Source organism: Streptomyces sp. NPDC048278 (genome assembly GCF_040652195.1).
In the GTDB taxonomy this organism is placed as follows: domain Bacteria; phylum Actinomycetota; class Actinomycetes; order Streptomycetales; family Streptomycetaceae; genus Streptomyces.
In genome coordinates this window covers 462,991-477,163 of sequence record NZ_JBEZLP010000004.1, presented here as the reverse complement: position 1 = coordinate 477,163, position 14,173 = coordinate 462,991, and the positions used below count along the sequence as shown (strand labels likewise).

At 69.3% G+C, this 14,173-nt stretch carries 10 protein-coding genes; 2 read left to right on the top strand and 8 right to left on the bottom strand.

Features of this window, described 5'->3' with window-relative positions; all coding sequences use genetic code 11:
- Positions 1-28: 28 nt before the first annotated feature.
- Positions 29-286: a hypothetical protein gene (locus AB0D74_RS10720; RefSeq protein ID WP_362582982.1), complete on the bottom strand. Its 258-nt coding sequence runs from the start codon at positions 284-286 to the stop codon at positions 29-31.
- Positions 287-451: 165 nt separating this feature from the next.
- On the opposite strand from AB0D74_RS10720, the gene AB0D74_RS10715 reads away from it, so the two are divergent.
- Entirely contained in the window at positions 452-2,017 is a 1,566-nt protein-coding gene (locus AB0D74_RS10715; protein WP_362582979.1) for a metallophosphoesterase family protein, read from the top strand.
- 17 nt (positions 2,018-2,034) lie between these two features.
- Here AB0D74_RS10715 and AB0D74_RS10710 read toward each other — a convergent pair whose 3' ends face one another.
- The 7 genes from AB0D74_RS10710 to AB0D74_RS10680 form a co-directional block, all read right to left on the bottom strand.
- Positions 2,035-2,913, bottom strand: a complete 879-nt coding sequence (locus AB0D74_RS10710; RefSeq protein ID WP_362582976.1) for a DUF4429 domain-containing protein — start codon at positions 2,911-2,913, stop codon at positions 2,035-2,037.
- A 92-nt stretch (positions 2,914-3,005) separates the two neighbouring features.
- Positions 3,006-4,775, bottom strand: coding sequence for an IucA/IucC family siderophore biosynthesis protein (locus AB0D74_RS10705; protein ID WP_362582973.1), 1,770 nt, complete (start codon positions 4,773-4,775; stop codon positions 3,006-3,008).
- On the bottom strand, positions 4,772-5,317 hold the full coding sequence (locus AB0D74_RS10700; RefSeq protein WP_362582970.1) for a GNAT family N-acetyltransferase: 546 nt from the start codon (positions 5,315-5,317) through the stop codon (positions 4,772-4,774). The genes AB0D74_RS10705 and AB0D74_RS10700 overlap by 4 nt, the downstream gene beginning before the upstream one ends.
- Positions 5,314-6,597 carry a lysine N(6)-hydroxylase/L-ornithine N(5)-oxygenase family protein gene (locus AB0D74_RS10695; protein WP_362582967.1) on the bottom strand — a complete coding sequence of 428 codons (1,284 nt, stop codon included), beginning with the start codon at positions 6,595-6,597 and terminating at the stop codon, positions 5,314-5,316. Before AB0D74_RS10695 ends, AB0D74_RS10700 begins: the two co-directional genes overlap by 4 nt.
- Entirely contained in the window at positions 6,581-8,047 is a 1,467-nt protein-coding gene (gene desA / locus AB0D74_RS10690; protein WP_362582965.1) for a lysine decarboxylase DesA, read from the bottom strand. Before desA ends, AB0D74_RS10695 begins: the two co-directional genes overlap by 17 nt.
- A gap of 127 nt (positions 8,048-8,174) precedes the next feature.
- Entirely contained in the window at positions 8,175-9,011 is an 837-nt protein-coding gene (locus tag AB0D74_RS10685) for a siderophore-interacting protein (protein WP_362582962.1), read from the bottom strand.
- Positions 9,012-9,055: 44 nt separating this feature from the next.
- Complete coding sequence (locus tag AB0D74_RS10680; RefSeq protein ID WP_362582959.1) at positions 9,056-10,102, bottom strand: ABC transporter substrate-binding protein; 1,047 nt, start codon at positions 10,100-10,102, stop codon at positions 9,056-9,058.
- Between the two features lie 333 nt (positions 10,103-10,435).
- On the opposite strand from AB0D74_RS10680, the gene AB0D74_RS10675 reads away from it, so the two are divergent.
- Positions 10,436-14,101: a LamG domain-containing protein gene (locus tag AB0D74_RS10675; RefSeq protein ID WP_362582956.1), complete on the top strand. Its 3,666-nt coding sequence runs from the start codon at positions 10,436-10,438 to the stop codon at positions 14,099-14,101.
- The last annotated feature ends 72 nt before the right edge of the window (positions 14,102-14,173 follow it).

Below are 14,173 nucleotides of genomic sequence, written 5' to 3'. Positions count from 1 at the left end.
ATAGGAGTTCCGTATTCCTCAGTCGTAGTCATCCGTAGACCATGCGGCGCAGCTGCCGGAGGGTGAGCTCCGGCGGGGCGACCGCCCTGTACTGCAGATCCGCCGCGATCCGGTCGAAGATCTCCGCGTTGACCAGGCCTTCCGCCTGGAGCTCGCGGTGGCGGCGACGGACGTAGTCCGCGGTCGTCTCGTCGAAGTAGGCGAGCACGTCCTGGATCACCCGCAGCGCCTCGCCCCGGCTCAGGGGCGAGGACCGCATCAGATGATCAACGAGTTCGTCGTGCACCCGGTAGATCCTCGGGTACCGGCGTCGGTTTCGCAAGAATCCTGCCCGATTCCGGGCAACGGACTGTTGAATCTCTTATGGGGTGCTGTTCGCAGCCTGTCCATCCTGTGTCTTGCGCCACGTCGCTTGTGGAGACGATTTTCAGACGCCATGGACATTCCTCGTATGGGCGTACCCGATGAGCTCGCCGATCGCATGAGCATGGCCGAGCAGCACGAGTACCTCCGCGCCAAGTTCTCCCGGCGCTCCATGATCAGAGGCGGCGCCGTCACGCTCGGCACCGTCACGGGCGGCTCGCTGGTCATGGGCGGCACCGCCCAGGCCGCCGTCCCGACCCAGTCCTCCGCCCCCGCCACCCAGTACGTCGACGGCGCCTACGTCGCCCCGTTCGGCCGCCACCTGGCCTTCGGCAACGACGCCAGCACGGAGATGACGATCTCCTGGCAGGTCCCGGTCGCGGTCAAGAAGCCCTTCGTCCGCATCGGCACCCACGCCTCGCACCTCTCGGTCAAGATCGACGCCGAGATCCGCACCCTCTACACCCCGGCCGGCATCGGCGCCAGCGGCGACCACACCCAGTACTACGTGCACGCCAAGCTGGCCAACCTCAAGCCGGGCCGCCAGTACTTCTACGGCGTCGGCCACGAGGGCTTCGACCCGGCCTCGCCGCAGTTCGCCAGCACCATCGGCACCTTCACCACCGCGCCCCGCAACAAGGCGCCGTTCACCTTCACGGCCTTCGGCGACCAGGGCGTCAGCTACCACGCCCTGGCCAACGACAGCCTGATCCTCGGCCAGAACCCCAGCTTCCACCTGCACGCCGGTGACATCGCCTACGCCGACCCGGCCGGCCAGGGCAAGACCTCGGACACGGTCTTCGACTCCCGCACCTGGGACCAGTTCCTGGCCCAGACCGAGTCGGTCGCCAAGTCCGTGCCGTGGATGGTGTCGTACGGCAACCACGACATGGAGGCCTGGTACTCGCCGAACGGCTACGGCGGCGAGGAGGCCCGCTTCACCCTGCCCGACAACGGGCCGGACAAGAAGAACCTGCCGGGCGTCTACTCCTTCGTCCACGGCAACACGGCGATCATCTCGCTCGACCCGAACGACGTCTCCTTCGAGATCCCGGCGAACCTGGGCATCTCGGGCGGCACCCAGACCAAGTGGTTCGAGGCGCAGCTGAAGAAGTTCCGCGCCTCCAAGGACATCGACTTCATCGTCGTGTTCTTCCACCACTGCGCCTACTGCACCTCCACGGCGCACGCCTCGGAGGGGGGCGTGCGACAGGAGTGGGTGCCGCTGTTCGAGAAGTACACGGTGGACCTGGTCATCAACGGCCACAACCACCAGTACGAGCGCACCGACGTCATCAAGGGCAACACCGTCGTCAAGAAGCTCCCGATCGGCGAGACGGCCTACTCCGAGACCGAGGGTGTCGTCTACGTCACCGCGGGCGCGGCCGGCCGCAGCCTCTACGCGTTCACCGCCCCGGACTCCTACGAGGGCCACCTGAACGAGGTCGACTCCGTCGCCTCCTTCATCAACACCAAGGACGGCAAGGTCAACGAGACCGTCACCTGGTCCCGGGTGCGCTACCTCAACTACTCCTTCCTGCGCGTCGACGTCGAGCCGGCGCCGCGCGGCCAGTACGCCAAGCTGAAGGTGTCGGGCATCGCCGAGACCGGCGACCGCATCGACCACTTCACGGTGGCCCGCAAGGCCAAGTAAGTCCCCGCAGGCGGTCCTCACAAGCGTTTGAGGACCGCCTGTTTGGCCAGCGTGAACTCCTCGTCCGTGAGCACGCCCGCGCGGTGCAGCTCACCCAGCTCGCGGAGCCGGCGCAGCAGCGCGTCGTGATCGGCCTCGGGCGCCCCCGGTTCCCCGGACACCTCCGGGGAGCCGGGGGCCGCCGGGGAACCGGCCGCCGCCGGATGCGGCAGCCGTGCCTGCACCGCCGCCGCGACCAGCGCCATCAGCGGATCCCGCTTGAACCCCCACAGCTCCACCGCGTTCGGGTCGAACTTGGCCCGCTCCCGGACCGGGGCGCCGGCCACCCGGAACCGCAGATGGCCGTTCTCCAGGCCGGCGGACGGCTGCCACTCCACGCCGAGGATGTCCGCCAGGGCGAGGGTGCGCGGACCCGCGGCGGCCTTGACGTCCTCCGTCTTCCAGTTCCACTCCAGGCGCACCCGCTCCCCGTCGAAGGAGGCCGTGCCGTCCCCGGCGGAGACCGACAGCGGCAGCGCCGGCCCCGGCAGCAGGAACCCGCCCACCGGCGTGCCCGGCACCCGCTCCAGGAGCAGCGCGTCGCGCACCTCGTCCGTGACGTACTCGGCGACTCCGTACCGGTCCGGCTCCACGGCCAGCCGATAGGGGTCGTCGGGCTCGGCGAGGCGGCCCCCGGTGGCGTGCAGCAGCGGATCGGCGCCGTCCCGCAGCCGGAGCCGCAGCCGCCCCTGCCGGCGCCCCTGCTCGAACGAGATCCCCGCCAACGCGGCCAGCGGGACGACGAGTTCACCCAGCGCCCGGCGGAGCACCCCGACGTTCCTGTCCCGGCCGGGAGTCAGCCGCAGGGCGACTCCGTCGAAGGCCCAGATGCCGTCCTTCTGGATGATTTCCGCCATGCGGGGATTGTTCCACCGCCCGCGCGGGGGCATCACCTGTCATCCGGTGGGCTCCCCCGAGGACCGTACTCGGGGGAGCCCACCGGCCTCGGTCAGAACCCCGCGACGGGATTTTCCAGGGTTCCGACCAGCTGAAGGGCGCCCGAGGGGTCCGCCAGGTCCACCATCTGCCGGTTGTCGCGCAGCTGGAGCCGGTTGAGGCAGGACAGGGCGAACTCGGGCGCGAACATGTCGTACCGGGCGAACTTGTCGGCGAGTCCGGGTACCGACTCCTGGTACGCGCGGGTGACCTCGGCGACCGTCCGCCAGAAGTCGTCCTCTTCCAGGACCCCCTCGGCCGCGAGGTTCGCGGCGAGGAAGCGGAAGAAGCAGTCGAAGACGTCCGTGAAGATCGAGAGGAGCTTCTTCTCCTCCGGGACGTCGACGCGCAGCCGCTCCACCGCCGGCGGCAGCACCGCGTCCGGGTCCATGACCGCGATCTCCTCGGCGATGTCCTTGTAGACCGCCCGCCGCACCACACCGTCCGCGAGGACCAGGATGACGTTCTCGCCGTGCGGCATGAAGACCAGGTCGTAGGCGTAGAAGCTGTGCAGGAGCGGCGTGAAGTAGGCCTGGAGGTAGGCCCGCAGCCACTCCCGGGCCGGCAGTCCGCTCCGCTCGATCAGCGCGGTGGCGAAGGAGGCGCCCTCGTGGTCCACGTGGAGCAGGGAGGCCATGGTCGCGAGCGACTCGCCCTCCCGGAGGGACGGCACCGGGCTCTCCCGCCACAGCGCGGCCAGCATCTTCCGGTACGGCGAGTACCGGTCGGTGGCCTTCTCGTACTCCAGGTGCCGGTAGCCGACGGCGGCCCGCTCCCGGATGATCGACAGGCCGGTGGCGCTGAACACCGGGTCGTTGTCGATGAGCTGGGCGAGCCAGTCGTTGATGGCGGGGGTGGCCTCCATGTAGGCGGCCGAAAGACCGCGCATGAAGCCCATGTTGAGGACCGAGAGGGCGGTCTTGACGTAGTGCCTCTCGGGGTGCGAGCGGTTGAAGAAGGTCCGGATGGACTGCTGGGCCAGGTACTCGTCGTCGCCCTCGCCCAGGCAGACGAGGTGGCCGCGGGCGACCTCGGCGGCGAAGGTGACGGTGAGCTTGTTCCACCACTGCCAGGGGTGCACCGGGATGAGGAGGTAGTCGGCGGGGTCCAGGCCCCGGCCGCGCAGCACGCCGTCGAAGCGCTCGACGGCCGCCTCGCCCAACTCGTCCCGCACGAACGACTCGTAGTCGATCCCGACGCCCGCCGTGAACGCGGCCCGCGACCGGTGGGCCGCCAGCCACACCAGGCGGACCGGGTTCGCGGTCTCGGGGGCGTACGACAGGTACTCGTGGACGCCGAAGCCGAGCCGGCCGTTGTTGGCGACGAAACAGGGGTGGCCCTCGGTCATCCCGGTCTCGATGTCCTGGAACCCGGCGCGGACGAGCTCGGCGACCGGGATCTGCGGCTTGGTGAGCTTGTAGCAGGTGCCGGAGAGGGTGGAGGAGATCTCCTCCAGGTAGACCGGCAGGATCTCGTCGCTCAGGCCCAGGGACTTCTGCAACTCGATGAAGAAGTCCATCGCGGCGAGCGGGAGTTCGGCGCCGTCGCGGGTACGGCTGAGGGAGTCCGGGTCCACCTGCCAGTGGTCCAGGGCACGCCGGACGGCGGTGAAGCGGTAGCGGGTGAGGCCGTCGTCGCTGCGGACCACGTACGCCGGCCCGTCCGCCTCCGGGGTGATGAGGCGCTCGTGCGCGAACTCGGCGAGCGCCTTGCGTATGAGCAGCCGGTTGGCCTTCTCCCAGCGCTCGGGGGAGAGGTGGGCCACGGCGTCGGCGAGGGTCATACGGCGGCCACCGCCCGCTCGAACCGCTCCCGGGTGCAGAAACTCAGCAACGCTCTCTTCTCCGGCTTCTGGATCTCCCGTACGGGCACGAACCCGACGGCCTCGTTCAGCGTGTGCACGGCCGTGTTGCGCACGTCCGGCTCGACGACGATCCGGCGGGTCGCCGGGTCCTCGAAGAGACGGGCCACCACGGCCGTGATGACGGCCTTCGTGAAGCCGTGCACGGGCGTGTCCGTGGCGGGGGTGAGGAAGTGCATCCCGACGTCGCCGGGTTCGGGCTCGTACAGCCCGGCCAGCTCCCGGTGGACCGGGTCGTAGTACTCCATGAGGAAGACGGGGCGGCCGTCCTCGCCGAGGCCGAGGAGCGCGTGGTGGTGCTCGTCGGCCGCGATCTCCCTGTACGCCCGCTCGACGTCCTCCGGTTGCGCGTCCTGCATCATCCAGTAGGCGGCCTTGGGGTGGGTGACCCAGCGGTGCAGCAACTCGGCGTCCCGGAGGGGATCGAGGGCGCGGAAGGCGAAGGCCGTCGCCGTGGCGGTCATACGGCGAACTCCTGGAAGGCGATCGACTTCTCCACCGGGTAGTACTCCGAGCCGAGCAGCTCGCGGATGATGTACGCGTTCCGGTAGGGGCCCATGCCCAGGTCGGGGCTGGTGATGCTGTGGGTGTGGACGCCGGCGTTCTGCAGGAAGACGCCCCGGCCGGTGACGTCGATCGCGTAGTTGCGGGCCACGTCGAAGTTGCCGTGCGTGTCGTAGCGCAGCCGGTCCCGGACGGGCTTCAGGAACCCGGGCTCGGCGTACCTGTAGCCGGTGGCCAGGACCAGGCCCTGGGTCTCGATCTCGTACTCCTTGCCCTGCTCCTCCTGGCGGAGCTTCAGCGTGTAGCTGCCGTTGTCGTAATCGGCCGCTTCGAGCGAGGAGTTGGTGAGGAGCCTGGTCGGGACCGGGCCGCCGAGGTTCTTCTGGTAGAGCAGGTCGAAGATCTCGTTGATGAGGTCGCCGTCGATGCCCTTGAAGAGGCCCTTCTGCTCGGCGGTGAGCCGATAGCGGGTCGCCTCGGGCAGGGCGTGGTAGTAGTCGACGTACTCCGGGCTGGTCATCTCCAGCGTGAGCTTGGTGTATTCGAGGGGGAAGAAGCGGGGGGAGCGGGTCACCCAGTTCAGGCGGTACCCGTGGACGTCGATCTCGCTGAGCAGGTCCTGGTAGATCTCGGCGGCGGACTGGCCGCTGCCGACCAGCGTGATCGACTCCTTGGACTGGAGCTCCTGCTTGTGCCGCAGGTAGCGCGAGTTGTGGATGAAGTCGCCGCCCAGGCCCCGGCAGGCCTCGGGGATGTGGGGCGGGGTGCCGGTGCCGAGGACCAGGCGCCGGGCGCGGTACGTCTCGCCGGCGGCCGTCGCGACGACGTAGACCTCGTCGGTGTCGTCGTACCGGACCTCGGTCACCGTCGTGCCGAAGCGGACGTTGGTGAGCCGGTGCGCGGCCCAGCGGCAGTAGTCGTCGTACTCGACCCGCAGCGGGTAGAAGTTCTCGCGGATGTAGAACGGGTACAGTCGGCCCTTCTCCTTCAGGTAGTTGAGGAAGGAGTACGGCGAGGTGGGGTCGGCGAGGGTGACCAGGTCCGACATGAACGGGGTCTGGAGGTGGGCGCCCTCCAGGAACATGCCGGCGTGCCACTCGAAGTCGGGCTTCGAGTCGAGGAAGACGCCGTCCAGTTCGGCGATCGGCTCGGTCAGGCAGGCGAGGCCGAGGTTGAAGGGCCCGAGCCCGATCCCCACGAAGTCATAGGTTTTGGTGGGGATTTCAGGAAGCGCGGTCAAGGGACTCTCCCAGGTACTGCTCGGCGTGGCCGGCGATCAGGTCGAGGACGGCGGCGATGTCGGCCGGCGTGGTCTCGGGGTTGAGCAGGGTGAACTTCAGGTAGTGACGGCCGCCGACCTTGGTGCCCGCGACCACCGCGTCGCCGGAGGCGAACAGGGCCTTGCGGGCGTACAGGTTGGCGCGGTCGATCTCGGCCGGGTCGGTGACGGCGGCCGGGATGTAGCGGAAGACGAGGGTGGACAGGGACGGCTCGACGACGACGTCGTAGCGCGGGTCGGCCGCGAGCAGCCTCCAGCCCTCCTCCGCCAGCGCGCAGACCTCGTCGAAGAGTTCGCCGATGCCGTCGGCGCCCATGGTGCGCAGGGTCATCCACAGCTTGAGGGCGTCGAAGCGGCGGGTGGTCTGGAGGGACTTGTCGACCTGGTTGGGGATGCGTTCGGTGACCATGCGGCGGGGGTTGAGATAGTCCGCGTGGTAGGTGGCATGGCTCAGGGTCGAGCCGTCCCGGACCAGCACCGCGGACGAGCTCACCGGCTGGAAGAAGGACTTGTGGTAGTCCACGGTGACCGAGTCGGCGCGCTCGATGCCGGCGAGCCGGTCCCGGTGCTTCAGGGAGGCGAGCAGCCCGCAGCCGTAGGCCGCGTCGACGTGCATCCACACGCCGTACTGCTCGCACAGTTCGGCGATCTCGGGCAGCGGGTCGATGGAGCCGAAGTCGGTGGTGCCGGCGGTGGCGACGACCGCCATGGGCACCAGGCCGTCGTTCTTGCAGCGCTCCAGCTCGCGGGCGAGGGCGACGGTCTGCATGCGCTTGTCGGTGCCGACGGGCACGGAGACCACCGCGTCCTGGCCGAGGCCGAGCAGTTTCGCCGCCTTCTTCACGCTGAAGTGGCTCACCTCGGAGGCGAAGATCCGCAGGTCGGCGAGCGAGGCCGGCCCTTGCCACCCGCCCGGCCCCGGCTTCGCCTCCTCCCTGGCCAGCAGCAGCGCCTGGAGGTTGGACTGGGTGCCGCCGGAGGTGAACACGCCGTCCGCGGCCTCGCCGAAGCCGATGCGGGCGGTGGTCCAGTCGATCAGTTTCCGCTCGATGAGGGTGCCGCCGGCCGACTGGTCCCAGGTGTCCAGGGAGGAGTTGACGGCGGAGAGCACCGCCTCGCCGAGCACCGCCGGGATGACCACGGGGCAGTTGAGGTGGGCGAGGTAGCGGGGGTGGTGGAAGTAGACGGCGTCCCGGAGGTAGACGTCCTCCAGCTCGTCCAGGACCGCGGTGGTGTCGTACAGCGGCCGGTCGAGGTCGATGCCGTCGATGCGGGGGGAGAGGGCGTCGACCGTGACACCCGTGAACGGACGGTCGGTGGTGGCGAGTTTGGCCGCCACCCGCTCTACTCCTTCGGTCACGGAGCGGCGGTACTGCTCCGCTGTGAGGTCATTGAGCAGGTGCGAGCGCATGAGGGGGTCCTCCGGGACGATCCGTGCGGGGGAGGGGAGCGATCGGCTCCACTTAGGTTAGCCTAACCTAAGTTGCGCGAGTGAAGCGCTGCCCCTCCCGTGACAGCCGTCACGTCGGTGGCCGTGACTACTCGCCGGCCGCCCGGAGTTGCTCCTCCGTCAGGCCCTGCCGCCAGTACCCGACGAAGGTGACCCGGCGCCGGTCGATCCCGCGCTCGCCGACGAGGTGCCGGCGCAGCTCCTTCACCCGCCCCGACTCCCCGGCGATCCAGGCGTACGGGTGGGTGTGGGAGGGGAGTTGCGCGGCCCGGATCTCCGCCGTGGCGTCGCGTCCGCCCACCAGCCAGGTGATCTCCGCGTCCGCGTCCGTCGCCACGTCCTGGACGTCCCCGGCGCACGGCACCTCCAGCCAGGCGCGCACCCGGGTCCCGGCGGGCAGCGTTTCGAGGACGGCGGTCGCGGCCGGAACGGCGGTCTCGTCACCCCAGATCAGCACCAGGTCGGTGTCCGCGGGCGGCCGGAAGCGGATCGCCCGGTTGTCGGCGACGGCCGGGCCGAGCAGGACCACCCGGTCCCCGGCGCCCGCCCGTGCCGCCCAGCGGGAGGCGGGCCCGGCAGGGGTGGCCGCCCCCGGCTCGATCCCGTGCAGCACGAAGTCGATGTCGATCTCGTCGGGGTCGCGGCGCAGCTCCCGCAGCGTGTACGAGCGCATCACGGCCCGTACGTCGTCCGGGAGTTCACGCCACCCCTGCCACCAGCTGTCACCTAGCCCGATCGGCACGGCGGGCTCGGTGTGCCCCTCGGCCGGGAGGAACAGGGAGAGCGACTGGTCGCGTCCCTGGGAGTGGAAGTGCGCCAGGTCGGCGCCGGCGAAGGTGACCCGGACCAGAGACGGACCGAGCCGCCTCGTCCGTACGACCTGGAGGGAGAAGAAACGGAACGGGGCGGCTACGGCCGTCGTCATATGAGCTCCTGGGACTCAGGAAGTTGTACGAACTGTCGGGGCGGTCAGCTGACCTTCTTGGCCGTCTCCAGCGCCTTCGCGAGGTTCTCCACCGTCGCGACGCACTTGTCGTAGGAGAAGATCGGCTCGGGGGAGCGGGCGATGACCTGGCCGGCCTTGACCGCGGGGAGCTTCTTCCAGGTGGCCTGGGTGATGTCGGCGGGCTGGATGGTCGCGGTGCGGTCGTCCATCATGATGATGTCGGCCTGGTACTTGTCGACGTTCTCCCAGCTCAGCGACTCGTACCAGCCGCCGCTCGCCTTCAGCACGGACGCCGACGGCTCGACGAAGTTCACGCCGAGGGCCTTGAAGTACTCCAGGTCCACGGAGAGGTCGGAGCCCGAGACGTAGAACAGGTCCTGGGCGGCCGAGCCGGCCAGCACCTTGATGTCGGGGTGCGCCTTGGCGGCGGCGCGCAGCCGGGAGGACGCGTCCTCGAACCGCTTCTTCGCGTCGGTGACCTTACTGGCCGTCATGTCCGCGCCGAGCGACTCCGCGAGGGCCCAGACGCGCTGGAGCGGGGTGGTCAGCTGGCGGTCGTAGGCCGAGATGCCGACGCTCGGGGCGAGCTTGGCGATCTTGTCCTTGGACTCGTCCGGGACGTACCAGAGGGTGCCGGCGCCGTCGAACATCGTCGTGATGAGGACGTCGGGGGCGAGCGCCGCGTACTTCTCGACGTTGAACTGGCCCCACTCGTTGCCGAGGATCGTCAGCTTGCTGATGTCCATGTCGCCGGCCTGGACGTCGGCCTTGCCGGCCTTGGTCTTCGTCGGGCCGAAGACGCCCTTGACGGTGATGCCGTAGTCGTACAGCGCGGCGGCGACACCCACGAACGCGACGATGTTCGCCGGGGACCTGTCCAGCTTCACGGTCGTGCCCCGGTCGTCCTTGAACGTCCAGGGGCCGGACTTGGCGGCCGTCGTCTCCTTGTCCGAGGAGCCGCTTTTCGCGTCGTCGTCACCGCAGGCCGCGAGCGCGGCGCCGAGGCCGAGGGCGCCGCCCGCGGCGAGGATGCCACGGCGGGAGAGGTGGGCTGCTCTGACGTTGGACATAGGTGTGGCTGCTTTCGGACGTGCGGAAACACCGCCGGACGGGATGGAGATTAGGTTAGCCTAACCTCACATTGTGGCCAAGGGTGGGGGGCCGGGGAGGGTGGCTCGCGATCGCCCGTGTGTCGCCCGTCATTGAGGTCGCGTTTTCCGCGTGTTCTCCTCTGCGTCCCTCCCTGTTTCGGAAATTCGAGCAAAGGGAGGGCAATTGACGGATCAATCTTGACTATGAACGGTCAAGGTGCGTAAAAATTGCGCCCGTTGGGGACTTGTGACTCACGGGGGGCCGGTGTGTCTGTGCTGACGTGTCATCAAAAACATGCGCGTGGACGTTGGTTGAGTCTTGCCACGGTCCTCGCGGTGGGCCTGGGAACACTCGGCGCGATTCCGGCAACCGCCGTTTCCGTAACGTCCGTCGCGCAGCAGCAGAAATCGCCGACGAATCTCACCGACGCGCAGGAAGCCGCCCAGGAGGCAGTCGAAAGCGGCGAGCGGGTCGAGGTGGCGAGCGAGCGCACCGAATACGCCACCACCTACGCCAACCCGGACGGCTCCACCTTCTCCCTCAGCCTGTCCACCGTGCCGGTGCGTGCCCGCCAGTCCGACGGCTCCTGGGCGCAGCCGGACGCCACGCTGGAGCGCCGCGCCGACGGCACTGTCGGCACCAGGGCGACGGTCGCGGACGTGTCCTTCTCCGGCGGCGGTGACGGCGCCGACCTCGTGACGGTCACCGAGGGCGGCCACTCGCTGACCGTCGGCTGGCCGGGCACCCTGCCTGAGCCGAACCTCGACGGAGCCTCGGCCGTCTATCCCGAAGTGCTGCCCGGTGTGGACCTCAGGATGACCGCGACCACCGAGGGCTATCGCGAGGTACTCGTCGTCAAGACACCCGAGGCCGCGGCGAGCGACGAGCTCAAGGAGCTGGACTTCCCCGTGCGGACTCAGGGGCTGACCCTGAGCGCGGGCGCGGGCGGCGGTCTGAACGCCTTGGACGACAACGGCAACGCGGTCTTCCGCACGCCGAGCGCGCGCCAGTGGGACTCCGCGGGCGACACCGCGGCATCCGGGGCGTCCACCATGTCGCTGACCTCCGCGGAAGAACAGGTCCAGGCCGACGGCGACCACGCCCCCGACCCGACGGCGGGACCGAGCGACGGGGACGCCTCCGCGGTACTGCCGGTCACGGCCGACGCCGACTCCATCACCGTCGTTCCCGACACCGCCCTGCTGACCGGTGGGGACACGGTCTACCCGCTCTACATCGACCCCGACGTCTCCTGGGGCGAATCCGAGCGCACCCTGCTGTCCTCCGACGGCGACACCTTCTACAACTTCTCGGGCGGCGACGACGGCAAGGGCGTCGGCTACTGCGGCACCTATGTGACCGGCGGCTACGCCTACTACTGCGGTTCCGGCTACAAGCAGCGCATGTACTTCGAGTTCGCGCCGACGGCGCTGCGTGGCAAGCGGGTCCTCGACGCCACGTTCCGGGTGACCGAGCGCTGGTCGATGTCGTGTACGCACACCACCGTGCAACTGGTGCGGACCCCGAACATCTCCTCGGCGACCCGGTGGCCCGGCCCGACCGACAAGTGGGACATCATGGGCGACCGGACCGTGTCGGCCGGTCGTGGCACGGCCTGCGACCCGAGCCAGCCCGACGCGCCCATCGAGTTCAACGACGATCCGGCGCAGAGCTACGAGAACCTCACGAACACGGTGAAGGCCTTCGCGGCCGGTGACTTCTCCCGCCTCACGCTGATGCTGAAGGCGTACAACGAGTCGGACCCCAACGGCTGGAAGCGGTTCGACGACGACGCCGTGCTCGACGTCGACTACGTGGGCGTCCCGGCGCCGCCCACCAGCCCCGGCGTCCTCTCGGGCGAGATCTCCTCGTGCGAGACGAAGGCGGACGACCCCGACGTCCTGTCGGACCCCACGCCCACCTTCACCGCGGTCGCCCAGACACTCGCCGGCGGCGAGTCCGAGGCGAACCTGCGCACCCGCTTCTACGTGCAGAAGAAGAACGGCGACGACACCTGGAGCGTGGTCACCGAACCGGTGCGACCGGTCAGCCCCGCCTACACGGGCGACGGGAAGAAGGTGGAGGTCAGCTCGCCGGTGACGCTGGCGGAGGGCGGGACATACCGGATGGCCGTGTTCACCCGCTCCTACTACAACAGCGGCAACAGTTATCTGGAGTCGCACAGCACGGTGACGACCAAGGGCTGGTGCTACTTCAAGGTCGACACGACGGCACCCAAGGCCCCGGTCATCTCGTTCGGCTCGACGTACACGGCGTGCACGGCCAACCTCTGCGACCCGGCCGGCGGTCCCGGCGTGAAGGACGACTTCACCTTCTCCCCGGCCTCCGGTGACCAGTCGACGGTCGTCGGCTACCGCTACAAACTCTCCTCCGCTGCTTCCTGGTCGGCCACAGTCTCCGGGACGACGGTGAAGAGGGCCATCGCACCGGAGCTGGCCGGCACCCAGGTGCTCCAGGTGCGGGCGCTGGACAACGTGGGCAGTGGACGTTGGGGCGCCATCGCGCGCGTGAAGTTCAACGTGCGGGAGAGCGAAGGGGCCGCCGGACGCTGGAACTTCAACGACAGCGCGGTCGGTTCCGGCGAGACGCTGGCCTCCGACTCCGCGACGGCGCAGGGGACACGCCACCCGGCCACCCTCTACACCACCGGCGCCGGCTGGTCCGGCTTCGGTCGTCGTGGCTCCAGCGACCGCTCCCTGTGGCTGAACGACACCTCCGACACCACCCGGCAGGCGGGATACGCGGCGACCGCTTCCGCCGCCGTCAACACCCAGTCCTCGTACACCGTCTCGGCGTGGACCTATCTGACGGACAGCACCGAGTACCGGGCGGTCATGTCCCAGACCGGTACCGACCACTCCGGGTTCGTCCTCTACTACTCGGGCGGCGTCAAGCGATTCGTCTTCCGCTTCAACTGGTCCGACAGTTCCGGCACCCGGCACTTCGTCACCAAGGGCGCCACCCTGGAGGGCCAGCCGTTGAAGGTGTGGACCCAGGTGGCCGCCGTCTACGACGCCGACGAGAAGACCATCCAGCTGTACGTCAACGGACGCGCGCAGGGCGACCCGGTGGCTGTGCCGGCCGGCGGGGAGAAGCAGACCCCGGACGGGGCGCTGCAGTTCGGTCGCGCGAGCTACGTCTACGGCGATTACACGCAGTACTGGAAGGGCCGTATCGACGAGGCCGCCGTCTTCCAGAAGGCGCTCACACCGACCGAGGTCGCCACCGAGGCCAGGCTGCTGGACCCCAGCGGCACCGCGACCGCTACCGAGATGGTCGCCGCCTGGAACCCGGAGGGAGCGAGCGGCACCGCACTCGCCGACACCGTCACCGGCTACGGGCGCTCGCTGACGTTGACCGGAGGCGCCTCGCTGGACGGGGAGGCGATCGTCCTTGACGGCACCGACGACGCGGCCACCACCGCCGGACCGGTCCTCGACGACACCGGCTCCTTCACCGTCACCACCGAGATCGAACTCGACCAGACCGTACTGAACGCCAAGGGCATGGGCTTCATCGGCCAGGTCCTCGGCCAGCGCACCGCCGACGGTTCCGCCTGGGGCCTGTGGTACGAGACGACCGGGACCGAGACCCGGTTCGACGACGAGGACAACCCGTACGAAGTCCCCGTCGGCTTCTGGCGGTTCGGCCGGCTCGGCATCGACGGGACCTTCACCGCTGTCGACTCCGACAGCGCGGCCGTGGTCGGCAGCCGGGTGCGACTGACCGGGGTGTACGACGCGCAGGCCGGCACCATCGCCCTCTACCTCGACTCCACGCAGAACGACACCGACACCCCGTACACCGCAGTCCTCGGCTCCGCTGAACTCGCTGTCGGCAAGAGCTTCGTGAACAGCGCCTGGGGTCACTACCTGCCCGGCCGGATCTCCGACATCCGGATGTGGGCAGGCGCGGCGGCCGACGGTACCCAGGTCGACACCATGATCGGCGGCTGACGCCGCCCGCCTTCCTTCGACTTCTTTCCCTCCGTGGCCGCGTGTGCGGTCGTGCCTTGACAGGGGTATGTC